Source organism: Phyllobacterium sp. SB3 (genome assembly GCF_040009165.1).
GTDB lineage: Bacteria > Pseudomonadota > Alphaproteobacteria > Rhizobiales > Rhizobiaceae > Phyllobacterium.
On record NZ_JBDYKI010000004.1, the window covers coordinates 1 to 23,260 of the forward strand.

The following is a 23,260-nucleotide window of genomic DNA, read 5'->3' on the forward strand; positions in this document are numbered from 1 at the left end:
GGGCTCACCTTCCTCATGGTGAGCCCCGTCGAACCACGCACCAACAATACTGCAGGCGTGTTTTATCCTGAAAGACAGCTTGTCAAAGCGCGAACTACGCAAGCTACAATGCTCCGGGCATGTCTACTGATCGGCTGCGGCATGATGATCGATCGACCTCGGGGCAAGAACGGAAATTCAGATCTTTTGTCAGGCAGATGCGCACCTCGCGCAGATAGTCACGATCGCAGGTCACAGCGATACCGTCTTTTTGCATGCCGGGATTGGCCGCCGTAAAAGCCTGTTCGAGAACTTGCGGATTGACCGGGCCGCGCTGATTGGGCTGGCGATAGGCGGACGGAATCAAAACGCGCTTCGCTGCCTGCCGCATCGTTGCAAAGTAATCCCGCTGTGTCAGGCCGCTGCAAGAGCCGTGTTTGCGCCATTGATAGGTGACCAGACCCGTAGAAGGCATGATATCGGAAAGTTGTTTGGCTTGGGCAAAGGGTACGTTGCGCGGCTGTGACGTGTCGCAATCCTGCGGATATCCCTGCTCATATTGCGGCCATAGGCCATGCACCAGAAAACCATAGGGCCTACCGGTATCGCATTGCTGCCGGTTAGCGCGAGCACCTTCTGCGGCGCAATAGCTTGGAGACCAGGAAAGAGAGAGGACGTAATAGTCGAAACCTGTTCCCTTTGCGAGATTCTCGCCTGAACTTTGGCCTCGCGGCTTTTCAATGGGAACTTCCTCCGCGACCGGGCGAAGGGCAGGAGCGTCTTGTTCGCGCAGATAGGTCAAAATGCTGATGCCGATCAGTGCCGCAAACAAGAGATAGCGGGCAAGCTTACCGATAGGCATCAGCTGAAGTTCGACTAGCGGAGTGTGCGGCAGCTTCCGCTATAGACCAGCCAGCGATCAAACCCGGCAAGGCAAAACTCGACATTGTTGCCAACGCCTACAAAGCCCTGACCATGCTCGACCAGATACCAGACAGGCTGCTGGCTACCGTCTGAAAGATGTGCAGTGGCGCGGCAATAGTGCCGTTCAACGGCGTCCAGCTCAGGATCGCGGCTCGGCTCGTAACGTGTTTGCTGCACGTCGCTGAAATTATCGATGCCAACCTGTGGCAGGTTTGGAACATGCCTTACCTGATAGGAAAACTTGTTGACGATACGGTTCAGTACACGTGCCTGTCCGCAGGTCTCGTCGTAGCTCTGAGCAGGGCCTTCGACATAGTCTGCGGCCATCACAGGAGCAGCAGATGACAGGGCAACGCCAACGGCGAAGCTTGCGGCGATGAATGACGAAAGGCGTGACATGGATCTATTCTCCGGAACATCTTTTATGCGTTGCAATTTCAACCACCCATTGCGTCAGGTCAAGCGTCAACTTGCTCACCCCTGATCCAATCGAGCCTGAAGCCTGCATTCGGTTGCTCACTGAGGATTTTCGACAACGCCGGCAGGATGGTGCGAAGCTCCGCCTCGAGTGTAAATGGCGGATTGATGATGATCATGCCAGTGCCATCGAGTCTCGGATCAGACGAAGGAGATCGAATCATCAACTCTGCCCGCAGTATTTTGGGAATGCCGGTGTCCGACAGCATGTCAGCGAAGTTTCGAACCTGTTGGAGGTCTTTCATCGGATACCAAAGCGCAAAGGTGCCGCCTGAAAAGCGCTTGTGCGCCCGCGACAAGCCATCAACCAGCCGGTCAAATTCGCCGCCAATCTCGAATGGGGGATCAATCAGCACAAGCCCGCGCTTTTCCTTGGGAGGTAGATGCGCGCCAAGCGCCAGCCACCCGTCGAGCTGGGTGACACGGGTTTGAAAGTCACCTTCAAAAACCTCCGCCAGCAATTTTGCGTCCTGAGGATGCAGTTCCAGCGCAGAAAGCCGGTCTTGCTTGCGTAACAGATGTCGCACGACAAGTGGGCTTCCGGGATAATGCCTCATCTCACCATCGGGATTTTCAGCACGGATAATATCGAGATAGGGGGCAAGCAGCTCCGCGACGGGAGCATCCAGCTTGGTCTTCATCAGGCGCCCGATACCGTTCAGCCATTCGCCGGTCTTACCGGCCTCTGTGCCCTTCAGATCGTAACGGCCGATACCGGCATGTGTATCCATCACACGAAATGCGTGTTCCTTGCGTTGCAGGTAGAGGACAATACGCGTCAGGATGATGTGTTTGACCACATCGGCGAAATTGCCGGCATGATAAGCGTGACGATAGTTCATGCGCCGCTTGTTTCATGATGTGTGTCTGCTCGCAAGCCGGTTGGCATGGTCTTTGCCGAGCTTTTGGCAAAATTCATGAGAATCGTTGATGTTAAAGATGAGATTATACAACTTGCTGGCGTTCATTATTCTGTCATAGAGCAAGGCGGCAGGCCGCATTTCGCGGCCTGCAACAGGTAGATGATTAAATGTCCGGAACTGTTGTTCTCGTCGTGCTGTTTGCAGCGCTTATGCATGCAAGCTGGAATGCTGTCGTCAAATCCGAGGGCGACAAGTTTCTCAATACCGTTGTCGTGGTCACTTCTGCCGGATTGATTGCGGCTGTGTGCCTGCCGTTCCTGCCTGCACCCGCGCGCGAAAGCTGGCCTTTTCTGGCTGCATCAGGCGTAGCGCAGGTCATTTATCTCGCCTTGGTTGCTGCTGCTTATCGTAGTGGTGACATGAGCCAAGCCTATCCTATCATGCGCGGAACAGCCCCTTTGATTGTCGCCATCGCCAGCGGACCGTTGATCGGGGAGGTGCTTTCCTTGCAAAAATGGGCAGGTATTGCGCTGATCTGCAGTGGTGTTTTGGCGCTCGCGCTGGAATCGCGCAGGCGGGCCGGTGCAAACCGTGCCGCGACAATGTTTGCGCTGATCAATGCGCTGGTTATAGCGTCTTACACTTTGATCGACGGACTTGGCGTACGCCAATCCGGCGCACCGGCTGCCTACACAATGTGGGTTTTTGTTTTGAATGCCGTGCCGCTTCTTTTATGGACGCTGGTTATGCGCCGGGGCGAGCTTTGGCCGCATTTTCTGAAGCGAACCCGTCTGGCAACGATAGGCGGTGTTGGTACGCTCGGTTCTTATGGCCTCGCTCTATGGGCAATGACCATGGCACCCGTTGCCGCCGTGGCGGCACTGCGCGAAACGTCAATTCTCTTCGCAGTGGCCATTTCTGCTTTTATCCTGAAAGAAAGCGTCGGCCCGAAACGGCTTGCTGCAGTTGCGCTTATCGCTGCTGGTGCTGCGGTGATGCGGCTAGCCTAGAATCCCAAAGCTTGTCACCAAGACAAAAAGCTGCATTTCTGTCGTAAAGTTTTTGCGCTATGCCTAGCGGATGAACAAACCTGTCCTTCTTCGCACCGGGCATTCGGCTTGCCCCCATGATTGTCCTTCGACTTGCGCGCTCGATATCGAAATTCTCGATTCAGGCATGATCGGGCGCGTGCGCGGTGCCAAGGATAACAGCTATACGGCCGGAGTTATCTGCGCCAAGGTTGCACGTTATGCGGAGCGTATCCATCACCCCGAACGCCTGTTGAAACCTTTGGTTCGCGGTGGTGCAAAGGGAGAGGGCATCTGGAAAGAAGCGAGTTGGGAAACGGCGCTCGATCTGATCGCCGAGCGTTTTCTCAAGGCTGAGGCCGAGTTTGGCTCTGAAAGCATTTGGCCCTATATTTATGCAGGCACGATGGGACTGGTACAGCGCGACAGCGTGCACCGGCTTCGCCACGCCAAGAAATACACCAATACATTCGACAGCATCTGCACCAACCTTGCGACGACCGGCTTTTTCGTCGGGACAGGCAAGCTTGCCGGTGTCGATCCACGCGAAATGGCCAAATCTGATTGCGTTGTGATCTGGGGCACCAATGCTGCTGCAACGCAGGTCAATGTCATGACCCATGCCGTGCGTGCCCGTAAGGATCACGGCGCGAAGATCGTTGCCATCGATATTTATGAAACCGCGACGGTACGTCAGGCGGATCTCGGTCTGGTGTTGAAGCCCGGCACAGATGGTGCTCTGGCTTGCGCGGTCATGCATGTGCTCTTCCGCGATGGGTTTGCTGATTGGGATTATCTGACTGCCTATACGGATGACCCGAAAGGCCTTGAGCAGCATCTGCAAAGCCGCAATCCCGAATGGGCTGCAGCTATCACTGGCCTTTCGGTCGCTGAGATCGAGGAGTTTGCCAAGCTCGTAGGAACAACAAAGAAGACCTTCTTCCGTTTGGGTTTCGGCTTCACCCGGCAGCGCAATGGGTCAGTGAATATGCACGCTGCTCTATCCATCGCTGCTGTTACTGGCGCGTGGAAATATGAAGGCGGCGGCGCATTCTATTCAAACTCCGGCATCTATGTCATGGACAAGCGCGAGATCGAGGGGCGGGCCTTTGCCGATCCGACTATTCGCCACATCGACCAGAGCCGCATTGGTGCCGCGCTAACGGGCGATCCTTCCGCACTTTATGGCGGACCGCCAGTCATGGCGATGCTGGTGCAGAACACCAACCCGGCCAATGTCGCGCCGGAGCAGCGGCTTGTGCGGCAGGGCATGCTGCGTGACGATTTCTTTATGGCGGTGCATGAGCAATTTATGACAGACACGGCCAAGCTTGCCGATGTTGTGCTGCCTGCGACCATGTTCATGGAGCATGACGATATTTATCGCGGAGGCGGCCAGCAGCATATTGTGCTTGGTCCAAAGCTGATCGACGGGCCCGGTGAAACACGCCCGAATGTGTTTGTTATCAACGAGTTGGCTGATCGTCTTGGAGTTGGTGACTTGCCCGGGTTTGGTCTCGATGAGAAGACCCTTATCGACAATATGATGCATTCCAGCAATTTGCCGGGCTTCGACATGCTCAAGCAGTTGCGCTGGCTTGATGTGCAGCCCGATTTTGAAACAGCTCACTATCAGAAGGGTTTTAGCTGGCCCGATGGCAAGTTCCGTTTCAAGCCGGATTGGCTGGGCACCCTGTCACCAAACCGGCCACCACAATCCATGGGACCACAAGGGCCGTTTGAAACATTGCCGGAATGGCCGGATTATTTCCGTTCCATCGAACTGGCTGACGACAAGCATCCGTTCCGTTTGGCGACATCGCCAGCGCATAATTTCCTGAACTCCACCTTTGCTGAAACCCCGACATCCGGCCAGAAAGAACGCAGGCCGGAACTGCTGATCCATCCGGAAGACGCAGAAATGCTCGGCATTGAGGAAGGTGCACGCGTTGAGGTCGGGAACAATCGCGGTGAAGTGGTTGTGCATGCCCGCGTACAGCCTTTGACCAAGCGCGGAGTGGTGATTTCCGAAGGCATCTTCGCCAATTCGTCGTTCGAGCGCGGCGAGGGGATTAACGTCCTGACCGGCGCCGATGCCCCCGCGCCCTATGGCGGCGCAGCTTTCCACGACAACAAGGTCTGGGTGAGATTGGCTTGAACTGAGTTTGAGTGAGACTGCATTTTACATTTTAGAATCTAGACATTTTGACAACTATGGTTTACATTTTTGATATATAAAATTGATAAGACAGCTACATTTGTAAGTTGGATTGATAATTTATCAGATCTTCGGGGTCGCGCGAAAATCATGGTGCGTTTGAGCCGGCTGATTGACGGAAATTTCGGTGATTGCAAATATATTGGCGGTGATGTCAGTGAATTGCGGGTCAATTTTGGCCCGGGCTATAGAGTTTACTTCACCAAGCAGGAGAATGTTTTGATCCTACTGCTGTGTGGTGGTGATAAAAGCACGCAGGCCAGAGATATTAGAAAAGCTCAACTGATGTCACGTGAGCTGAAGGAGAGGAGAACTTGATGAAAGTAAGTCCCTACGATACCGCCGAACATCTTGATTCAGAAGAAATGATCGAAGAGTATCTGATGGCTGTTTGCGAAGATGGAACTGCTTCAGAGATTGCGCGTGCCCTAGGTTCCATCGCCAAGGCAAGAGGAGTGGCTGATCTTGCTCGCAAAACAGGATTGACACGCCAGACGCTTTACAAAGCACTAAGCGGTCAGGGCAATCCGGAACTAGCAACAATCAGCAAAGTTGCCGATGCGCTTGGCCTAAGATTAACTTTGGTTCGTGCACCCAAAAATGAACAAGACGCCGCATAACGTCGCCGTGTTGCTAATCGCTGAAAACGGTCCGGCCGTCTTTCATCACGGCTTTGCCACCTGCAACGAGCGCGAGTGCACGCGTATAGGTTTCGTGCTCAACACTTAGCACCCGCTCGGAAAGCGTATCGGGCGTATCGCCGGTTTTAACCGGCACCGCAGTCTGGGCGATGATCGGGCCATCATCCATACCGGCGGTCACGAAATGCACCGTGCAGCCATGAACGCGTACTCCCGCTTCCAGCGCCTGCTCATGCGTATGCAGGCCTTTGAACAGTGGCAGCAGCGAGGGGTGGATGTTGAGCATCTTTCCCTCCCATTCAGCCACGAATTCCGGCGAGATGATCCGCATATACCCGGCGAGGCAAACCAGATCGGCCTTGGCTTCGTGAAGTGCTGCGGAAACCGCCGCTTCATGTTCTCGTTTCGAGGTATAATCGCGGTGAGGAATGGCAATTGCTGCGATGCCTTCTTTACGCGCTGTCTCCAGCCCGCCAGCATCTGCTTTATTAGCGATAACAGCCACGATTTCCGCTGGATAGTCGGCGTGCTTGGCTGCTTCAACAAGCGCGCTCATATTGGAACCACGCCCGGAAATCAGTATAGCTATACGCTTCTTGCTCACAGCGCCCCGGCTCACAGCGCCAATGTGCCCTGATAGACGACACCGCTGTCAGTGCGCGCAACCATGGTGCCGAGTCGCACGGCTTCTTCGCCCTGAGCCTGCAACGCAGCCAGAACCGCGTCAGCATTTTCGGGCGCAACAACGACGATCATGCCGATGCCGCAATTGAATGTCCGCAGCATTTCATCACGCTCTACACCGCCGGTCTTTGCCAGCCATGAGAATACATCAGGAACCTTGATCGCCGAAAGATCAATGCTCGCGGTCAAATCCTTCGGCAATACACGGGGAATATTGTCGGGGAAGCCGCCGCCGGTGATATGTGCCAGTGCCTTGATTGCGTTGGTTTCGCGGATCGCCGCAAGCAATGGCTTCACATAGATGCGTGTCGGTGTCAGCAGTGCCTGTCCAAGCGTTGTTCCTGTCTGGAAAGGCGCGTCCGCATCCCAGCCAAGGCCTGAAAGCTCAACAATGCGCCGTACCAGCGAGAAGCCATTGGAATGGACACCGGACGAAGCAAGTCCGAGAATAACATCGCCTTCAGAAATATCGCCGGTTGGCAAAAGCTGGTTGCGTTCGGCAGCACCCACAGCAAAACCTGCAAGATCATAATCGCCATTGCGGTACATGCCCGGCATTTCCGCCGTTTCGCCGCCAATCAGCGCGCAGCCCGCCTGTAAACAACCTTCAGCAATGCCGCCGACAATCGCAGCGCCTTGGTCCGGATCAAGCTTGCCAGTCGCAAAATAGTCGAGGAAGAACAGTGGCTCCGCGCCCTGCACCACCAAATCGTTAACGCACATGGCGACAAGATCGATACCGACCGTGTCATGAACGCCCGCATCGATGGCAATCTTCAGCTTGGTGCCTACGCCATCATTGGCCGCGACGAGTACAGGATCTTTGAAACCTGCAGCTTTCAGATCGAAAAGACCGCCAAAGCCGCCGATTTCGCCATCTGCGCCCGGACGGCGTGTTGAACGGACCAGCGGCTTGATTTTCTCGACAAGCAGATTACCTGCATCGATATCGACACCCGCCTGCGCATAGGTGAGGCCATTCTTGCCGGGCTGTTTTTCGGTGCTCATGGTCAACTCCAGATTATTGCCCGCGAAATGACACGACTCCGCCCAAGCTGCAAGGTCTGAGTGCCGTCAGCGCCCATAAAATTACTCTAGAGCCTTGACCGTGGCGGTAACCACTGCCTATCTCCCAGATTGAACAACGAGAATGGCAGGTTATGAGCAAAACTCCGGGCAAGGCTGTAGCGACAAAGAAACCTCCCGTTCCGGTCGAGATTCCGGATCAGGATATCCATGTCGAGGTTCAGCTTAATTCGCTCACCAGCAGTTTCAGGCGTCAAGCCGTGTTCTGGACGGCTGCGATGGTTGTATTTGCCCTGTTTCTGTTCATCTTTTCATCGATCCTGCTGCCGTTCGTTGCCGGTATGGTGCTTGCCTACTTCCTTGATCCTGTTGCTGACAGGCTTCAGCGCCTTGGTCTGTCGCGCCTGCTCGCAACTGTTGTCATCCTCGTCCTGTTCGTCGTCACCTTCACAGTATTGCTCATAATTCTTGTGCCGGTGCTTGCGTCACAGATGAGCGATTTCATCGCACGGCTGCCGAGCTATGTCTCGCGCTTGCAGGAACTCATTGCCAGCAAAGATTCTCAATGGCTGAAAGACTTCATTGGCGTTGACGCTTCTGTCATCCGCAACAGTCTGGATTCTCTGCTCAAGCAGGGCGCCGGCTTCCTTACGACACTGCTGCAATCGATCTGGAGTTCGGGTAAAACGCTGATTGACGTGGTGGCGTTGTTCGTCGTGACGCCGGTGGTTGCCTTTTACATGCTGCTCGATTGGGACCGCATGGTTTCAAAGATCGACCAGCTCGTCCCGCGTGAGCATGTATATACCGTGCGAGCCATAGCAACGGACATGAACAAGGCAATTGCCGGTTTCGTGCGCGGGCAGGGAACAGTTTGCCTGCTTCTCGGTATGATCTATGCGGTTGGTCTTACCATTGTCGGATTGAATTTCAGCCTTTTGATCGGCCTCTTCGCAGGCCTCATCAGCTTTATTCCCTATGTTGGCTCGCTGGTCGGTCTGGTTCTGGCGCTCTGTGTCGCTTTGGTGCAGTTCTGGCCTGAATGGGGCGGCATTGTCGGCGTTGCTGTTGCATTCGGTATCGGCCAGTTCATCGAGGGTAATATTCTTCAACCCAAGCTTGTCGGTCAGTCCGTCGGCTTGCACCCGGTATGGCTGATGTTTGCACTCTTTGCCTTCGCTTCGCTCATGGGCTTTACAGGCATGCTTATCGCCGTGCCCACTGCGGCTGCCATTGGCGTTCTGGTGCGCTTTGTCATTAATCGTTATCAGCAATCCCCGCTCTACACAGGCGATTTCCGCAAAACCGACGAGACCAAACAAATCAGGTGACAGTATTGCAGCCGAGGCTGTATTTGTTCGCGCCATGAATGACACGACAAAGCCCCGCCAGCTGCCGCTAGACCTTGGCCACGAGCCTGGTTACTCGCGTGACGATCTGATTGTCTCCGGCACCAACATGGCCGCCGTAGACATCGTAGATCGCTGGCCGAGCTGGATTTCTCCTGTCGTGATACTCGCCGGACCCACCGGCTCGGGGAAAACTCATCTTGCCGCCGTCTGGAAGGCAGAGTCGAACGCAACCATTGTTGACCCTCGAAACATTGCCGCCGCTGCGGGACAGTCCGGCCCTTTTCTGATTGATGATATCGGAACAGGCCCGATTGATGAGGCCGGCCTGTTTCATCTGATCAACAATGTGCGCCAAAGCGGCAGCAGTCTCCTGATGACCTCGCGCATATGGCCGGCAAATTGGCCCGTGACCCTGCCGGATCTTGCCTCACGCCTGAAGGCGGCAACAACGGTGGAAATTGGTGAGCCGGACGACATGCTCCTCTCCGGCGTTCTCTATAAGCTTTTTTCAGATCGCCAGATTGCAGTCGAACCCAATGTCATTGGTTTCCTTGTCAGCCATATCGAACGCTCGCTTTCCACGGCAAACCGGATTGTCGAACGACTCGACCGCGCAGCGCTTGAAAAGAAATCGAAGATTACCCGTGCTTTGGCGGCGGGTGTAGTGACTGCTTTGGACGAAGGGCAGGCGGCTTTCGACCTCTGATAGCCGTCAAAACCACCATCAAACCTGCGACGTTCTCGCACGGTTCAGTTTTTTATTGGATTTGTTCAATTTATAGCTTGCTTCTCGTCTCGGGAAACTCTAGTCAGGCAACCGTTGAAGAACACGGAGCGTAGCGCAGCCTGGTAGCGCATCTGGTTTGGGACCAGAGGGTCGGGAGTTCGAATCTCTCCGCTCCGACCACTTCACCCTCGATTGCTGCTGGAACTGAAGCAAAGCCTGTAATATATCGGAATTGCAGACAAAAGGATTTCTTCAATGGCCGCACGCATCTATCGCCCCGCAAAAACAGCAATGCAGTCCGGTAAAGCCAAAACGGAAGCATGGATGCTTGAGTTTGAGCCGGAACAGCCCCGCAAGGTTGAGCCGCTGATGGGTTATACGTCGTCGCGCGATATGAAGAGCCAGATTCGCCTTTCCTTCGAGACCAAGGAAGAGGCGATAGCCTACGCCCAGAAGAACGGTATTGCCTATTCGGTTCAGGAACCGAAGGAAACACGCCGTCGCGTCGTATCCTATTCGGAGAACTTCAAGTTCGACCGCAAGCAGCCTTGGACGCATTGATTATACAGATTGGTCCCGTAGCTCAGCTGGATAGAGCACCGGCCTTCTAAGCCGACGGTCACTGGTTCGAATCCAGTCGGGATCGCCATCTTTTCAATAGCTTCCATTGGTTTTCGGAATCACTTTAGCGATTGGCGCAGATTGACCGATACTTTCACAATCGATGGCAAAAACGTCAGCGACATTTCCTCGTTTTACGATGAGATCAATCGTGTGTTCATGGCGGACGAGGACTGGAAGCTTGGCCCGAGTCTGGATGCGTTGAACGATATGTTCCACGGCGGCGTTGGCGCAATCAAAGGCAACGGGCCTGTCACGCTGATCTGGAAAGAGATGGAGAAGAACAGGACCGATCTGGGAGTGGAAGTCACCCGCCGGTTCTATTTGGGGAAGCTGGAAAGCCCCGAGCAGTACGATGTCATGAGAATTAAGCGGGATCTCGCCGAATTGGAAAACGGCACAGGTCCGACTTATTTTGAAATCGTGCTGCAAGTCATCGCTGATCACCCCAACATCACGCTGCTTCCGCGTTAAGAGCTGAACTCTCGCAAAAAGCGCTTGGCCTAATGAGGATACAAAATCGTCATTGCGCGGGAACTTCTGTAAATTTCAAAAGTTAAATGTCGCATGGGGAAGCAGGATTATTTCAGGCCACCAGAGCCAATCGTGTGCGAAGAGTGTCAATCATCATTCGCAGAAATTCTTATCGAAGCTGAATTGCAATCCCCGGTTCATTGTCCGGAATGTGGTTCATTCATTTGCTTGTGGGGAGAGTTGACCAAGCCGGGATTTGGATAGAATCCATGCAGATTCTTTATGGATGCTCGGGCTTTTTCGCTTTGGTATCTTGAGAGTTCTTCAGATCATGCCGCGAGATGATTTCTCTCAAATGGTGCGATAAACGCCGGTAGTGGTCTGCTGTCTGCAGGGATATGTCTTCTTTCTGCCCGTTGCGGGATGATCGATATACTTTTTCTTCGCCGCTTTCCAATCGGACGATCCGTTCTTCATGCTCCCGAACGGCCTGTCGGAGTCTTTCGACAAACTCGCTGTGCATAATTCCCATGCTATGGCTCCGAACCAAATCCTTTATCCAGCATAGTTGATTCTGTGCCGGGCATGGTTTTATACCGCCGTTCTACGGCATTTGCCGAAGTGGCGGTTGTCAACTGAACTTTATTAAAGTCTTTCATGATTCTGAACGACTCTGAAGATTGATATGTTCCGCCCATGTACTGCCCAGCAAATGGCTATCCCGGAATATAAAATCCGTTCAGCACATATCTGGCTGCCAAATGTGTTCCCAAACCCACTGCCAGACAAATCAACGCGACAATAAGCCAGCCGCGGTAAGCTGTTCCCGCTTTGCTTTTTCTGGCTGCGACAACCGCAAAAATGAACGCAAGGCCGTACAAATAATAAAACCCGCCAACGACCGTGAAGATTAGCATCATCATATGCAACAGGTCGTAGATGTCCTGCATCATTTCGTTTTGGCTTCCGCGTTTCGCTGTGGCCCTGCCTGTATAAGCTTTGTTATCGTCAACTTGCGCGCCGGTAGAACGCCAGCGAACCGGCAAGTGCCAGAAGGGCGCCACCACAGATCCGGTCCAACCATAAAGCGCCGGATTTCTTCAACAGCTTCACGGCGCGTGAACCAAGAAGCGCATAGCTAAACATCACGATAAAATCGATCAGGGCAAAGGTAAATGCCAACGCCAGATACTGCGGTAATTGCGGCTGGTCCAGAACAACGAATTGCGGCAGGAACGCCGAGAAGAAAAGATAGCCCTTCGGATTGGTGATCGCGATCAGAAAGCTCTTGAGGAACACGGAATGCGAGGAGGGACCAATGCCGTTTTCTGCACTCGCATTCGTTACGTCGAGTGTGCCTTTTGAATGCAAAAGCATTACGCCAAGGAAGGTGAGGTAGCCAACGCCGATCCATTTAACCACGGCAAACCAGAACTCCGATGCCGCAAGAAGGGCGCCAAGTCCAAGCGCAACGGCGCCGATGAGCACGAAGTCTGAGATAACTGCGCCCGCCATCCCCAAAGTAGCGATCCTGAGGCCGTATCGCGAGCCATTGGTCAGTGCCAATAATACTGTTGGTCCGGGCGTGGCTATGCCAATAAATGCTACCAATGCGAATGCAAGAATTGTCAAACCTGTCATGGCTCTATCCCCCGATTGCCAAATACCTGCCAGATCGTGACCGCTTTCGCCTCACGCATCAATGGAAAATTGCACCAGCCGCAGCTAATGCCAATACAACGGTCCAGGGCGGGGCCTTCAGAATCACCAAGGCGAGGAAACCGGCGAGCGCCAAAACCACATCTACTGCTCCCGAAACGCCACTGGTCCAGACAGGATCGTAGAATGCTGCAACGAGAATACCGACGACAGCGGCATTGGCACCTTTCATTGCAGCTTGTCCCAGGGATTGGCGGCGCAGCGCATCCCAGAATGGCATTGCACCGTAAACCAGCAGCAGACCGGGCAGAAAAACAGCAATGAGTCCAATGGCCGCACCGGCAAGGCTGTTCGGGTTGGCAAAGGCCACGGCGCCAAGGTAAGCCGCAAAGGTAAAGAGTGGGCCGGGCATGGCTTGCGCGGCGCCATAGCCTGCAAGGAAGGTTTCATGATCGACCCAGCCCGGTCCGACAAGGCTCGTTTCAAGCAATGGCAGCACAACATGACCGCCGCCGAATACGAGCGCTCCGGCTTGGTAAAATGCTCCGAACAAGGATAGCGCAGGCGAGTTGAGTTTGTCGAAGAGCGGCAGGATTGCGAAGATTGCCGCAAATAGCACGAGGGCGACGATTGCCTTTCTGCGTTTCACACCGGAATGCATATGTGTAGTGGTCGTTGGATCGCCATTCCTGCAAAAGATGAGGCCAAGAACTGCACCGCCTGCGATTACGCTGATCTGGACTGCTGCGGTTTCGAGAAATAAAACTGCCACCGCAGCAGCAACGGCGATCGCTCCGCGCACAATATCCGGGGTGAGGGTTCGTGCCATGCCCCAGATGGCCTGTGCGACGATTGCTACCGCTACCAGTTTCAGCCCTTGCAGAATGCCTTCTCCCCAAGGGCCCGAAAAAACCGAAGTGCCATAGGCGAATGCAAGCATCAGAAGTGCCGAGGGCAGTGTAAAACCTGCCCATGCAGCAATGCCACCCAACAGGCCGCCTCGCTGCACGCCAATTGCAAAGCCAGCCTGACTGGAAGCAGGGCCGGGCAAAAACTGGCACAGGGCAACAATGTCGGCATATGCGCTGTCAGTGAGCCACCTGCGCCGGGTAACGAACTCGTCGCGGAAATATCCGAGATGAGCAATGGGGCCGCCAAACGAAGTCAGACCTAGCCGCAGGAACACGATCAGGATTTCCAACAGGCGGCTTGTACGTTGACGCTCTGTGTTCATTGAAAGATTCCGGCAGAGTTTGGATGCGGATCGCAGCACAATTTGCTTAGTACATCGCACTCATATGGGGAACCAATTTCTATCGGGCGAATTCAACTCTTCCAACGAAGCGTCCAAGGCCTTCGGTCAACTGCCGTGCCTTCGCCATTGATTTGCCGCGACTTAAAGCGGTAATGCTGGACAGTGAATTATGGAGTCGCCTGATAATCAATGGAAACCAAAGCCAATTACTTTCTGGTAGCAGTGTTTACGCTCGTGGTAGCGCTGCTGGCTGCCGGTTTCTTTTATTGGATCGGCCGTTACGGCGACCGGCGCGATACGAGCACTCTGGAAATCCGGGTGCCGGGTTCTGTCACTGGCCTAACGGTTAAAAGTCCGGTTTTCTTCAATGGCCTGAAAGTTGGTGATGTCACGCGGCTCTTTATCGATCAGAGTAATCCAGAAGCGGTGATCGTCCAGACCGAAATTGTTTCGACAACGCCCATCACTCGTTCGACAGTAGCTACCCTTGCTTTCGAGATATTGGCTGGCGCAGCACGTATCGAACTGACTGGCGGTAAATCCTATGAGCCGAAGCTGCTCGAAGAGGCCGCCAAGGAAGATACCGTGGCACGAGTGGATGTCGATCCGACTTCGTTGAAAACGCTGGTGCAAACCGCGCAGGACTGGATCGAGCGCGTAGACAAGGCAACCGACGTTACTGAGAAATACATCGAGGAGACGCGAGGGCCTCTTCTGGAAAGCGTACGCAATGCCAAGGCTTTCTCCGAAGAATTGGCCAGCAGTACGGAAACCATCGATGAGTATGGCCGGAGAGCACAGAAACTCGAAGCAACTATGCACGACGCGCGCGATGTCATAACCCGTGTGAATGAGGCTTCGACGAAGATCGATGAATCGCTTGGCAAGGTCGATAAACAATTGTCCGACGATAAGGACAGCACTGTAAGCGAAATACGCGGCAAGCTTGAGGATTATCAAAAACAGGCAAAGGAACTCAATACAACACTTCAGGGGGTAGCAGGCAATCTCGATAATTTAACCGGCGAGAAGCTGCGGAACGCACAAAAAGTGATCTCCGAAAGCCGCCGTGCTGTCGAAAGTATCGAGAGAGGCGTGTCGACTTTTCAGGATAATCCGCAAAAGATGCTTTTTGGAGACGACAACACTGTTCCGGAATACACGCCCAAGCGCTGACCGATACTTCAGCTAGAAGTGCAGGAGCTAGAAGTGCAGGTGTCCGCCATACTGGTGACCGAGATATAATACGACGGGTATGATGATAAGAAACAAGATCAGATAGCCCCAGACTGGTGTCAGGTAGGGCGCATAATCGTCTTTTTCTTTTTCACCCTCATCCATCATCGGTTGAACGTGGCCTATGTCCACTGGGATCACAGCTGCTAACCATTGGCGAACACAGAAGATCGCCGTGCAAACACGGCGATCGACTTGTCATACAATGCCACATAATGGTCTGTGAAGCATAGTGGCTTCAAGCACTTATAATTATTTAGAATGCTGTTTGAAACGGCGGTGAGTAAAACCACCCTTTGCGCGTTTCAGAATATCCGACAGCTTATTGCTGCTGGCGGGTTTGTCAGGCATTTCCGAGCGAACCTTCTGAAGTATCTGTGGGGTCGCGCAGTTTGCATTATGGGGCGTATGAAGGATCACTTCTCCCATGTTTGTCACTCCCTGAAGAAGAACAAATAACTCCGGTTTAAGCCGGTACTTTCCACCCGATGCTGATAGCGTACGCCCAATTATTTATGGGCACAATAAAATTTGACATAAACGAATCAATCAACGCCACGGATGCATTCAACATGCCGTGATAGCCGCAAAAGCTCAGTTCATGGGAAGATTGGCTAGGGTCCTGCCTCTAGGCTGGCGCGCCGCATTTCCTGCGGTCAATTGAACGGCTCATCGACTCAACCTGACCTTGCAAGGCTCCGGCCTTCTTCTGGTTTTCTGCGCGATAGTCCGGAAGGACGGGTCCCAGACCTGTTATGACGTTGGGGTCCTGATAACCTTGGCCATTGGTAAGCCGGCTGACTTCGGCGGCGGCCCGATTGCGTTGCGCAATCAAAGCCGGGCATTCCACGGTATCATAGCGAAGAGACGAGATTTTTTCGTTGTCGAGCTGGCCCTGAATATTACCGCAACCTGCAAGCAGGGCGGTGAATATGATTACTGGAAAGAGTCGCATTCTCATATGCCAATATCCTTGATCGTGGGCAGCGGGACATGAATGGGGCAATGATACTGTTTTGGCAAGTTGAAACAGGGGAATCCGCACCAAATTACTAGTTATGGTTGTGTTTAGGCGGAAAATTGGCACTCAAACAAGCTCCGAAAGCAGTCCTTTGACAGGCCAAGGTCGGTATCTTTGACCGGATTCGCTTTAAGGTTGTCAAACCTCGGGTTTAAGAGTGTTTGGAGCACGGAACGGAAGAGGACGATAACCGTTTATCTTTTACAGAAACTTGCCCCAAACAATCTAAACGATTAGATTTTTCGTAGGATTTCAGGGAAAAATATAATTATATAAACTGGTTGTGAGATTTTCATCAGTATATAGATTAATAATGAACAGTAAGCCCGGTGCGATATCTCGATTTAATTTAAAATGTCGATTGAATAGGTATGGATTAATAATTTTGGCTTGCGGTTTGTGGCTTGTCACACGTATGATTCTATTTCCGGGAGCCCCCGGCATTGCAACACAAAAGTGAGGAGACAGGAATGCCTGGTTTGCTGCACCCACTTCATGAGGGCCACGCGCCCATCATCTTGCATAACGCCTTTCAGGACGCGATTGACGCCCTGGAAGATTGGGAACTCGGCAGGGACGAACCCGTAATAGACGTCAATGAGAGGCAGGTTGCGATCAGCACCGTGTTTCGGCGTTTGGGAACCTGTACGGATATTCTCCCAGCACGCACGCTGGCTGTCGTGGAGGATCTGTTGCCTCTGCGTTCAGCTGAATTCAGGGCTGGTACATCGACCTATGCCGATGCTGCTTACAGCCTTTGGGAACTGTGCCTGCAAAAACGTGCTGCAAGCAGTGAAATACGCCAGTAGGGCTTAAACAACAGTTTGCGTAAAAAGACCCGCCGGTCTGACCGGCGGGTCTTTTCTTATCCAATGATTACCAGCAGAACTCAGCCACCGTTCTTTTCCAGCCATGCCTTCATGTCTTTGATTTCGCCTTCCTGAGCGGCGATAATCGTTTCCGCCAATTTGCGGATTTCAGCATCTTTGCCATACTCGAGTTCGACCTTGGCCATGTCGATTGCGCCCTGATGATGCGCAATCATTCCGCGAACGAAATCCTTGTCGGCATTGCCGGTGAACTCAATGGCCATGTCCTTATGCATTTTGGTGTTGGCTTCGACAAAAGCCTTGGAAGAGGGGCTTTGATCACCCACCTGCGCCTTCATGGCGTCATGCTTCATTGGCTCGTGCGTGCTGTGATCCTGCGCCAGCGCGGGCGAGGCAAAGGCGGCAAGGCAAACGAACGCGGCAGTTTGGAAGTGTTTCAGCTTCATAATATAATCTTTCATCTGAAAAATTGGATGTTGGCAGGCAGTTCATACCAGCCCGCACTGATCAAGTTGAAATCAACTTCGGGTTATGCAGCTTTGGCGGCAGCCAAACCCTTCGCGATATCGGCGATCAGGTCTTCCTTGTCCTCAAGGCCGATCTGCAGCCGGATCACTGCGCCTGCATAATTCTTGCCGGTGATCTGCCTGTCGGCAAGGCGCACATGCACGGCCAGACTCGCAAAGCCACCCCATGAGTAGCCGAGGCCGAATATTTCAAGCGCATTCAAAAAGGCATGCGCCTGCGCTTTCCCGCCCTCAATAACGATGGAGAAAACCCCGCCGCCGCCTGTAAAGTCACGTTTGTAAATCGCGTGTCCAGCATGGCTGGGCAGTGCGGGGTGAAGCACTTCCACAACGCCGTCCTGATTTTCCAGCCATTCGGCAATCGCCAGCGCACTTTCCGCGTGTCTCTCCATGCGCAGGCCCATGCTCCGAAGGCCGCGCAGCACCTGATAGGCGTCGTCACCACTCACGCACAAACCCAATGCCGTATAGGTCTGCTCCAGCGTCTTGAAGTGCTTTTCATTGGCGGAAACCGTCCCCATGAGAACATCCGCATGGCCGGATGGATATTTGGTCACGGCATGAATCGAAACATCAACGCCAAAGTCCAAGGCCTTGAAATGAATCGGTGTTGCCCAGGTATTGTCCATCATGACAACGGCACCCGCAGCATGTGCCTTTTCGGCAATTGCCGGAATATCCTGCATCTCGAACGTGTTTGAGCCCGGCGATTCGGTAAAGACCACCTTGGTGTTCGGCCTGATGAGCTCTTCGATATCCGCACCAATCAGCGGGTCGTAATATTCGACCTCAACACCGAGCCGCTTCAGCGTGGTATTGCAAAAATAATGCGTATTGCCGTAGCAGCTATCGACCATTAGCAGATGATCGCCCGGTGAAAGAAATGCCAGAAGCGGCAGCGTCACAGCCAGCAAGCCTGATGGGACGAGCAGAGTTCCGGCTGATCCTTCAAGCTCATCGATGGCGCGGCAAAGCGCATCGGTGGTTGGTGTGCCGTGTGTTGCGTATGTATAGGGCTGGTTACCTGTCGCCATCGTTTGCGCATCAGGAAAAAGTACCGTCGATGCGTGGACGACAGGAGGATTGACGAAGCCATGATAATCCATCGGATCATATCCGCCATGGGCAAGTCTCGTGTTTATCCCAAGTTTCGAACGAGATTGCTTATCCATGGCAGGTCCTCCAAATTGTCGGCTTATTTTAGAGCTGTAAGAGTACGTCGATAATCGCACCGCACGGCGGTTGCAACAGGAGAAGGATTTTTGATTGGCTGATAGCTCATCCATCGTGCAACGATTGGGAAACTCTCTCGCCCGTTACCTGCATATCATCACCGCCCGACCGCATCCTGAAACTGGGCCGGTCTGGACTGCATCAATGTCCATGGCTGTTGCGCTTATCGCGTTTCTGGTACTCGCCCTTCATCCCTACGATGAATATCTGTCGCGCATGTTCACATCGCCCGACAACGATTTGTATCATCTGCGCAGAATTACCGATATCGGCTTGTCGAAATGGTATGTGGTTCCGGCGCTGATTATCGCCATGTGTCTGATCGCGACGGACTGGCAGAATTTGCCCCATTCGCGCCGCCGGAGGTTGCATCTGGTCTATACACAGGCAAGTTTCGCCTTTTGGGCCATCACTCTGGCAGGTACATTTACTGCCCTTGCCAAATTCATGATCGGCCGTGCACGTCCGCCATTCATTGACACACTGGGTACCGGTTCGTTTTCGCCGTTTGCCGGTGGTGATGATCTTGCAAGCTTTCCCTCCGGCCATTCCACCACAATGGGCGCGGTTGGCGCTATATTGGCTCTGTGGTTTCCGCGCTGGCGGGTGCCTATCATCCTTGCGACCATGTTCATCGCCTTCACCCGCATTGTGGCGCAGGCGCATTATCCAACAGATACGGTCGCAGGCTATACGGTCGGTTTCCTGATGGCGGTAACGCTGGCCAGATTTCTTGCCAGTCGGGGCGCGATATTCCGCTGTGAGCAGGGACAATTTCTCCCGGTGATACGTTCTTGAATGCCCGTTAATATTAATCCTTGACCCCAAAGCCAGAATATCCTTCCTTATCAGTGATTTACTCGTGCTGTCCTTATTGGCCAAGCTTTGTGAAAGGAAGTTCAATGGGCGTTTCCATATCGAAAATTCTCGTGGCAGCCTCCGCGTTGCTTTTGGCCGCAGGCGGGGCTTCCGCAGCGACCCTCGATATCGTTAAGGAAAAAGGCTTCCTGCAATGCGGCGTGAATACGGGTTCAGCCGGTTTTGCATCGCCCAATGACAAGGGTGAATGGGCTGGTTTCGACGTGGATTATTGCCGCGCCGTTGCCGCTGCCATTTTCGGGGACGGAACCAAGGTCAAGTTCACGCCACTCTCATCAAAAGATCGCTTCGCCGCGCTCCAGTCGGGCGAGATCGATGTTCTGATCCGCAATACGACATGGACGCTGAGCCGCGACACGCAAGGCTTCGATTTTACCGGCGTGAACTACTATGATGGTCAGGGTTTCATGATCAACGGCAAGAAGCTGACTGGAATCACATCTGCCCTGCAACTGTCGGGAGCCACGATCTGCCTTCAGGCAGGCACGACGACCGAACTCAATGTCGCCGATTACTTCAAGGCCAACCGGATGGAATATAATCCCGTGGTCTTCGAGAAGCTGGAAGAAGTGAACAACGCCTATGATTCCGGTCGCTGCGATGTTTATACCGACGACCGCGCCAGCCTGCATTCGATTCGCTTGAGGCTTGCATCCACGGCCGATCATATCGTGCTGCCAGAAATCATCTCCAAAGAGCCGCTTGGCCCCGCTGTGCGTCAAGGCGATCCGCAATGGGCCGATATTATTCGCTGGACGCATTATGCGCTGCTGACGGCCGAAGAACTTGGTATCACCAAGGCAAATGTCGATCAGATGGTCAAAAGCGACAGTCCGGAAATACGCCGCGTGCTCGGACAGGAAGAGAATACCAAGCTTGGAACCGATCTTGGACTGACCAACGACTGGGTAGTCAACATGGTGAGGGCTGTGGGCAACTACGGCGAGATTTTCGATCGTGATCTTGGTGCGGGCAGCCGCTTGAAAATCGACCGCGGCATCAATGCTTTGTGGACCAAGGGCGGGCTGCAATATCCGATGCCGATACGCTGATTTTCCACGGGAAACAGCCACATTCCGTCATTAAATTTTCATCCATCGTATTTAAATTGACGGAGCGCGCGGAATCGCGTTCCGGTGTCCGCGCATTTCAGCACAGGCTTTCCGTATTCCCTACGGTTAAAAGTCACTCAAAAGGTTTCACGAATGAATATTTTTGCAAGTAAACTGGCCATTGCCGTTGCGGCTCTGGCCTTTCTCGGTTTTGGCGCTTCGGCAGAAACGCTCTCCGATGTGAAGAGTAAGGGTTTCCTCCAGTGCGGCGTAAATACCTCGCTGGGTGGCTTTGCCTCGCCGAACGACAAGGGTGAGTGGACAGGCTTCGAGGTGGATTACTGCCGTGCAGTTGCCGCTGCCATTTTCGGCGATGGTTCGAAGGTGAAGTTTACACCGCTCTCATCGAAAGATCGGCTTCCGGCGCTCCAGTCAGGCGAGATTGACGTGCTGTTCCGCAGTGCAACCGTAACCCTGAGCCGCGATACACAGGGCTTCGATTTTCCGGCTGTCTACTATTATGACGGGCAGGGTTTCATGGTGAACACCAAGAAGCTGCCGGGAATCACCTCTGCAAAGCAGCTTTCCGGTGCAACGGTCTGCCTTCTGGCTGGTTCGACAACGGAGCTGAACGCCGCCGATTTCTTCAAGGCCAACAAGATGGAATATAATCCCGTCGTGTTCGAGAAGCTGGAAGAGGTCAAGGCTGCCTATGATTCGGGTCGCTGCGATGTCTATACGACCGACCAGACCGGTCTTTATGCCGCTCGCCTTGCCTTGTCTTCTCCGGCGGACAACCTGGTTCTGCCGGAAATCATTTCCAAGGAACCGCTTGGTGCCGCTGTGCGTCAGGGCGATCCGCAATGGGCAGATATCATCCGCTGGACCCATTATGCGCTTCTCACTGCTGAAGAATTCGGCATCACGCAGGCAAATGTCGATGAATTGAAGAACGGCGATAATCCGGAAATCAAGCGTATCCTCGGTCAGGAAGCCAATACCAAGCTTGGTACAGATCTCGGCCTGACCAATGATTGGGTGGTCAATGTCGTCAAGGCTGTGGGCAATTATGGCGAGATTTTCGACAAGAATATCGGAAATGGCAGCCCGCTAAAGATTGCAAGGGGAATCAACGCGCCTTGGAACAAGGGTGGATTGCAGTACGCGATGCCTATCCGCTGATTTCCATTTTAAGCCTTACGGGTGCCAAGAAGAGAATTTGGCACCCGTTTTCATTAAAAAAAGTCAGATTGTATAGAAAAACGGCGAACATTTGCTTCTTGTGCAGCATTTTTGACGCTCTTGCTTCAATATTGAGCAAATATTCTCCCTTGACCAAACCTTCAGAATGCCCTTCGATAGATGGGTGAATGGGAGAGGCATTGGGGCCCTTTTCGGGGCTGGGGTAATTAACCGATGTAAACCTATCTCTCTGGGAACGACTACAACAACCAAAGGGCAAATTAATTATGAAAAATCTTGTTTTGAAGGGCGTACTCGCAGCGTCGGCGTTGGTCCTTCTTGCCAACGTCGCTTCGGCAACTGTGCTCGAAGATGTCAAGAAGAAGGGCTTCTTGCAGTGCGGCGTGAACACAGGTCTTCCTGGCTTTGCAGCGCCAAACGATAAGGGCGAATGGTCCGGTTTCGACGTTGATTACTGTAAGGCCGTTGCCGCAGCTGTTTTTGGCGATGCGAGCAAGGTCAAGTACACGCCATTGTCTGCGAAGGATCGTCTTCCAGCGCTGCAGTCCGGCGAAATCGACGTGTTGATTCGCAACACCACATGGACACTCAGCCGCGATACGCAGGGTTTTGATTTCCCGGGCGTCAACTATTACGACGGTCAGGGCTTCATGATCAATGCCAAGAAGCTTTCGGGCATCAACTCGGCGCTACAGCTCTCGGGAGCATCTGTCTGCGTTCAGGCCGGTACAACAACCGAGCTTAACCTTGCCGATTACTTCCGTACCAACAAGATGGAATACAATCCTGTTGTGTTCGAGAAGGTAGAAGAGGTCAACGCAGCTTACGACTCCGGTCGTTGCGATGCGTATACCACTGACCAGTCCGGCCTTTATGCCTATCGTCTGGCGCTGACCGCTCCGGATGACCACGTTGTTCTGCCGGAAATCATTTCCAAGGAGCCGCTTGGTCCAGTCGTCCGTCAGGGCGATCCTCAGTGGGCTGATATCGTTCGCTGGACTCACTACGCGCTGCTGACTGCTGAGGAATTCGGCATCACGCAAGCAAATGTGGATGAGCTGAAGAACGGCGAAAACCCTGAGGTCAAGCGTATCCTTGGTCAGGAAGCGAATACCAAGCTTGGTACAGACCTCGGCCTGACCAATGATTGGGTTGTCAACATCGTCAAGGCTGTAGGCAACTACGGCGAGATTTTCGAAAAGAACCTCGGTTCCGGCAGTCCGCTCAAGATTGCACGCGGCATCAATGCTCAGTGGACCAAGGGCGGCCTGCAATACGCGATGCCAATTCGCTGATCTGATACTCTTAAAGATAGCATCGGAGAGGGGGCTCTTGCCTCCTCTCCATTTCC

At 53.4% G+C, this 23,260-nt stretch carries 26 protein-coding genes and 2 tRNA genes; 16 read left to right on the top strand and 12 right to left on the bottom strand.

The window, feature by feature from the left end; genetic code table 11:
• Positions 1–103: 103 nt before the first annotated feature.
• Genes ABKW30_RS15355 through ABKW30_RS15365 form a run of 3 tightly spaced genes read right to left on the bottom strand, consistent with a single transcriptional unit; the run spans position 104 to position 2,222 of the window.
• The gene (locus ABKW30_RS15355; RefSeq protein ID WP_348599827.1) at positions 104–841 is read right to left on the bottom strand and encodes a ribonuclease T2; all 738 of its coding nucleotides are present in this window, start codon (positions 839–841) and stop codon (positions 104–106) included.
• Positions 842–855: 14 nt separating this feature from the next.
• Positions 856–1,302 carry a hypothetical protein gene (locus ABKW30_RS15360; RefSeq protein WP_348599828.1) on the bottom strand — a complete coding sequence of 149 codons (447 nt, stop codon included), beginning with the start codon at positions 1,300–1,302 and terminating at the stop codon, positions 856–858.
• 59 nt (positions 1,303–1,361) lie between these two features.
• On the bottom strand, positions 1,362–2,222 hold the full coding sequence (locus tag ABKW30_RS15365) for a 23S rRNA (adenine(2030)-N(6))-methyltransferase RlmJ (RefSeq protein WP_348599829.1): 861 nt from the start codon (positions 2,220–2,222) through the stop codon (positions 1,362–1,364).
• Positions 2,223–2,410: 188 nt separating this feature from the next.
• Here ABKW30_RS15365 and ABKW30_RS15370 point away from each other — a divergent pair, with 188 nt between their 5' ends.
• The 4 genes from ABKW30_RS15370 (at position 2,411) to ABKW30_RS15385 (ending at position 6,109) form a co-directional block, all read left to right on the top strand.
• Positions 2,411–3,253: an EamA family transporter gene (locus tag ABKW30_RS15370; protein ID WP_348599830.1), complete on the top strand. Its 843-nt coding sequence runs from the start codon at positions 2,411–2,413 to the stop codon at positions 3,251–3,253.
• A gap of 70 nt (positions 3,254–3,323) precedes the next feature.
• Positions 3,324–5,429, top strand: coding sequence for a molybdopterin oxidoreductase family protein (locus tag ABKW30_RS15375; RefSeq protein WP_348599831.1), 2,106 nt, complete (start codon positions 3,324–3,326; stop codon positions 5,427–5,429).
• Positions 5,430–5,498: 69 nt separating this feature from the next.
• Positions 5,499–5,807 carry a type II toxin-antitoxin system RelE/ParE family toxin gene (locus ABKW30_RS15380; protein WP_348599832.1) on the top strand — a complete coding sequence of 103 codons (309 nt, stop codon included), beginning with the start codon at positions 5,499–5,501 and terminating at the stop codon, positions 5,805–5,807.
• Positions 5,807–6,109 carry an addiction module antidote protein gene (locus ABKW30_RS15385; RefSeq protein WP_348600410.1) on the top strand — a complete coding sequence of 101 codons (303 nt, stop codon included), beginning with the start codon at positions 5,807–5,809 and terminating at the stop codon, positions 6,107–6,109. The genes ABKW30_RS15380 and ABKW30_RS15385 overlap by 1 nt, the downstream gene beginning before the upstream one ends.
• Positions 6,110–6,122: 13 nt before the next feature.
• On the opposite strand, the gene purN is transcribed toward ABKW30_RS15385, so the two are convergent.
• Together purN and purM are read right to left on the bottom strand one after the other, a co-directional pair.
• The gene (purN, locus tag ABKW30_RS15390; RefSeq protein WP_348599833.1) at positions 6,123–6,734 is read right to left on the bottom strand and encodes a phosphoribosylglycinamide formyltransferase; all 612 of its coding nucleotides are present in this window, start codon (positions 6,732–6,734) and stop codon (positions 6,123–6,125) included.
• A gap of 11 nt (positions 6,735–6,745) precedes the next feature.
• Positions 6,746–7,822, bottom strand: coding sequence for a phosphoribosylformylglycinamidine cyclo-ligase (gene purM / locus ABKW30_RS15395; RefSeq protein ID WP_348599834.1), 1,077 nt, complete (start codon positions 7,820–7,822; stop codon positions 6,746–6,748).
• Positions 7,823–7,974: 152 nt separating this feature from the next.
• Here purM and ABKW30_RS15400 point away from each other — a divergent pair, with 152 nt between their 5' ends.
• From ABKW30_RS15400 to ABKW30_RS15425, 6 genes are all read left to right on the top strand, one after another.
• Entirely contained in the window at positions 7,975–9,171 is a 1,197-nt protein-coding gene (locus tag ABKW30_RS15400) for an AI-2E family transporter (RefSeq protein WP_348599835.1), read from the top strand.
• Between the two features lie 34 nt (positions 9,172–9,205).
• Positions 9,206–9,898 carry a DnaA regulatory inactivator HdaA gene (gene hdaA / locus ABKW30_RS15405; RefSeq protein ID WP_348599836.1) on the top strand — a complete coding sequence of 231 codons (693 nt, stop codon included), beginning with the start codon at positions 9,206–9,208 and terminating at the stop codon, positions 9,896–9,898.
• Positions 9,899–10,022: 124 nt separating this feature from the next.
• Positions 10,023–10,099 (top strand) — tRNA-Pro (locus ABKW30_RS15410).
• A gap of 75 nt (positions 10,100–10,174) precedes the next feature.
• Complete coding sequence (locus tag ABKW30_RS15415) at positions 10,175–10,480, top strand: ETC complex I subunit (RefSeq protein ID WP_348599837.1); 306 nt, start codon at positions 10,175–10,177, stop codon at positions 10,478–10,480.
• Positions 10,481–10,491: 11 nt separating this feature from the next.
• Positions 10,492–10,568, top strand: a tRNA-Arg gene (locus ABKW30_RS15420).
• 53 nt (positions 10,569–10,621) lie between these two features.
• A complete protein-coding gene (locus ABKW30_RS15425) occupies positions 10,622–11,014 on the top strand; it encodes a ribonuclease inhibitor (RefSeq protein ID WP_348599838.1) in 393 nt (130 codons plus the stop codon).
• 716 nt (positions 11,015–11,730) lie between these two features.
• Here ABKW30_RS15425 and ABKW30_RS15430 read toward each other — a convergent pair.
• From ABKW30_RS15430 to chrA, 3 genes are read right to left on the bottom strand one after another with little or no spacing between them, the layout of a single operon-like run.
• Positions 11,731–11,967 (bottom strand): hypothetical protein, encoded by a 237-nt coding sequence (locus tag ABKW30_RS15430; protein ID WP_348599839.1) that lies wholly within the window; start codon positions 11,965–11,967, stop codon positions 11,731–11,733.
• Positions 11,968–12,022: 55 nt separating this feature from the next.
• Entirely contained in the window at positions 12,023–12,655 is a 633-nt protein-coding gene (locus ABKW30_RS15435) for a LysE family translocator (RefSeq protein ID WP_348599840.1), read from the bottom strand.
• A 58-nt stretch (positions 12,656–12,713) separates the two neighbouring features.
• Positions 12,714–13,907 (bottom strand): chromate efflux transporter, encoded by a 1,194-nt coding sequence (gene chrA, locus ABKW30_RS15440; RefSeq protein WP_348599841.1) that lies wholly within the window; start codon positions 13,905–13,907, stop codon positions 12,714–12,716.
• Positions 13,908–14,117: 210 nt separating this feature from the next.
• Between chrA and ABKW30_RS15445 the strand changes: the two genes are divergently transcribed.
• Positions 14,118–15,104, top strand: coding sequence for an MlaD family protein (locus ABKW30_RS15445; RefSeq protein WP_348599842.1), 987 nt, complete (start codon positions 14,118–14,120; stop codon positions 15,102–15,104).
• 27 nt (positions 15,105–15,131) lie between these two features.
• On the opposite strand, the gene ABKW30_RS15450 is transcribed toward ABKW30_RS15445, so the two are convergent.
• Together ABKW30_RS15450 and ABKW30_RS15455 are read right to left on the bottom strand one after the other, a co-directional pair.
• Entirely contained in the window at positions 15,132–15,296 is a 165-nt protein-coding gene (locus ABKW30_RS15450) for a hypothetical protein (RefSeq protein WP_348599843.1), read from the bottom strand.
• Positions 15,297–15,792: 496 nt separating this feature from the next.
• Positions 15,793–16,125 carry a hypothetical protein gene (locus tag ABKW30_RS15455; RefSeq protein ID WP_348599844.1) on the bottom strand — a complete coding sequence of 111 codons (333 nt, stop codon included), beginning with the start codon at positions 16,123–16,125 and terminating at the stop codon, positions 15,793–15,795.
• 530 nt (positions 16,126–16,655) lie between these two features.
• Here ABKW30_RS15455 and ABKW30_RS15460 point away from each other — a divergent pair.
• On the top strand, positions 16,656–16,994 hold the full coding sequence (locus ABKW30_RS15460; protein ID WP_348599845.1) for a hypothetical protein: 339 nt from the start codon (positions 16,656–16,658) through the stop codon (positions 16,992–16,994).
• 80 nt (positions 16,995–17,074) lie between these two features.
• Here ABKW30_RS15460 and ABKW30_RS15465 read toward each other — a convergent pair whose 3' ends face one another.
• Together ABKW30_RS15465 and ABKW30_RS15470 are read right to left on the bottom strand one after the other, a co-directional pair.
• Positions 17,075–17,461 carry a DUF305 domain-containing protein gene (locus ABKW30_RS15465; protein ID WP_348599846.1) on the bottom strand — a complete coding sequence of 129 codons (387 nt, stop codon included), beginning with the start codon at positions 17,459–17,461 and terminating at the stop codon, positions 17,075–17,077.
• 83 nt (positions 17,462–17,544) lie between these two features.
• Positions 17,545–18,714, bottom strand: coding sequence for a cystathionine beta-lyase (locus ABKW30_RS15470; protein WP_348599847.1), 1,170 nt, complete (start codon positions 18,712–18,714; stop codon positions 17,545–17,547).
• A 94-nt stretch (positions 18,715–18,808) separates the two neighbouring features.
• On the opposite strand from ABKW30_RS15470, the gene ABKW30_RS15475 reads away from it, so the two are divergent.
• The 4 genes from ABKW30_RS15475 (at position 18,809) to ABKW30_RS15490 (ending at position 23,204) form a co-directional block, all read left to right on the top strand.
• On the top strand, positions 18,809–19,573 hold the full coding sequence (locus tag ABKW30_RS15475; RefSeq protein WP_348599848.1) for a phosphatase PAP2 family protein: 765 nt from the start codon (positions 18,809–18,811) through the stop codon (positions 19,571–19,573).
• A 104-nt stretch (positions 19,574–19,677) separates the two neighbouring features.
• Positions 19,678–20,706: an amino acid ABC transporter substrate-binding protein gene (locus ABKW30_RS15480; RefSeq protein WP_348599849.1), complete on the top strand. Its 1,029-nt coding sequence runs from the start codon at positions 19,678–19,680 to the stop codon at positions 20,704–20,706.
• A 153-nt stretch (positions 20,707–20,859) separates the two neighbouring features.
• Complete coding sequence (locus ABKW30_RS15485) at positions 20,860–21,888, top strand: amino acid ABC transporter substrate-binding protein (RefSeq protein ID WP_348599850.1); 1,029 nt, start codon at positions 20,860–20,862, stop codon at positions 21,886–21,888.
• Between the two features lie 287 nt (positions 21,889–22,175).
• On the top strand, positions 22,176–23,204 hold the full coding sequence (locus ABKW30_RS15490; RefSeq protein ID WP_348599851.1) for an amino acid ABC transporter substrate-binding protein: 1,029 nt from the start codon (positions 22,176–22,178) through the stop codon (positions 23,202–23,204).
• The last annotated feature ends 56 nt before the right edge of the window (positions 23,205–23,260 follow it).

Bases quoted from the DNA above. Each gene is read 5' to 3' on its own strand.
- ABKW30_RS15355 (WP_348599827.1), bottom strand. From the start codon at position 841: ATGCCTATCGGTAAGCTTGCCCGCTATCTCTTGTTTGCGGCACTGATC.
- ABKW30_RS15360 (WP_348599828.1), bottom strand. From the start codon at position 1,302: ATGTCACGCCTTTCGTCATTCATCGCCGCAAGCTTCGCCGTTGGCGTT.
- ABKW30_RS15365 (WP_348599829.1), bottom strand. From the start codon at position 2,222: ATGAACTATCGTCACGCTTATCATGCCGGCAATTTCGCCGATGTGGTC.
- ABKW30_RS15370 (WP_348599830.1), top strand. From the start codon at position 2,411: ATGTCCGGAACTGTTGTTCTCGTCGTGCTGTTTGCAGCGCTTATGCAT.
- ABKW30_RS15375 (WP_348599831.1), top strand. From the start codon at position 3,324: ATGAACAAACCTGTCCTTCTTCGCACCGGGCATTCGGCTTGCCCCCAT.
- ABKW30_RS15385 (WP_348600410.1), top strand. From the start codon at position 5,807: ATGAAAGTAAGTCCCTACGATACCGCCGAACATCTTGATTCAGAAGAA.
- purM (WP_348599834.1), bottom strand. From the start codon at position 7,822: ATGAGCACCGAAAAACAGCCCGGCAAGAATGGCCTCACCTATGCGCAG.
- ABKW30_RS15400 (WP_348599835.1), top strand. From the start codon at position 7,975: ATGAGCAAAACTCCGGGCAAGGCTGTAGCGACAAAGAAACCTCCCGTT.
- hdaA (WP_348599836.1), top strand. From the start codon at position 9,206: ATGAATGACACGACAAAGCCCCGCCAGCTGCCGCTAGACCTTGGCCAC.
- ABKW30_RS15415 (WP_348599837.1), top strand. From the start codon at position 10,175: ATGGCCGCACGCATCTATCGCCCCGCAAAAACAGCAATGCAGTCCGGT.
- ABKW30_RS15430 (WP_348599839.1), bottom strand. From the start codon at position 11,967: ATGATGCAGGACATCTACGACCTGTTGCATATGATGATGCTAATCTTC.
- ABKW30_RS15435 (WP_348599840.1), bottom strand. From the start codon at position 12,655: ATGACAGGTTTGACAATTCTTGCATTCGCATTGGTAGCATTTATTGGC.
- chrA (WP_348599841.1), bottom strand. From the start codon at position 13,907: ATGAACACAGAGCGTCAACGTACAAGCCGCCTGTTGGAAATCCTGATC.
- ABKW30_RS15445 (WP_348599842.1), top strand. From the start codon at position 14,118: ATGGAAACCAAAGCCAATTACTTTCTGGTAGCAGTGTTTACGCTCGTG.
- ABKW30_RS15455 (WP_348599844.1), bottom strand. From the start codon at position 16,125: ATGAGAATGCGACTCTTTCCAGTAATCATATTCACCGCCCTGCTTGCA.
- ABKW30_RS15460 (WP_348599845.1), top strand. From the start codon at position 16,656: ATGCCTGGTTTGCTGCACCCACTTCATGAGGGCCACGCGCCCATCATC.
- ABKW30_RS15465 (WP_348599846.1), bottom strand. From the start codon at position 17,461: ATGAAGCTGAAACACTTCCAAACTGCCGCGTTCGTTTGCCTTGCCGCC.
- ABKW30_RS15470 (WP_348599847.1), bottom strand. From the start codon at position 18,714: ATGGATAAGCAATCTCGTTCGAAACTTGGGATAAACACGAGACTTGCC.
- ABKW30_RS15480 (WP_348599849.1), top strand. From the start codon at position 19,678: ATGGGCGTTTCCATATCGAAAATTCTCGTGGCAGCCTCCGCGTTGCTT.
- ABKW30_RS15485 (WP_348599850.1), top strand. From the start codon at position 20,860: ATGAATATTTTTGCAAGTAAACTGGCCATTGCCGTTGCGGCTCTGGCC.
- ABKW30_RS15490 (WP_348599851.1), top strand. From the start codon at position 22,176: ATGAAAAATCTTGTTTTGAAGGGCGTACTCGCAGCGTCGGCGTTGGTC.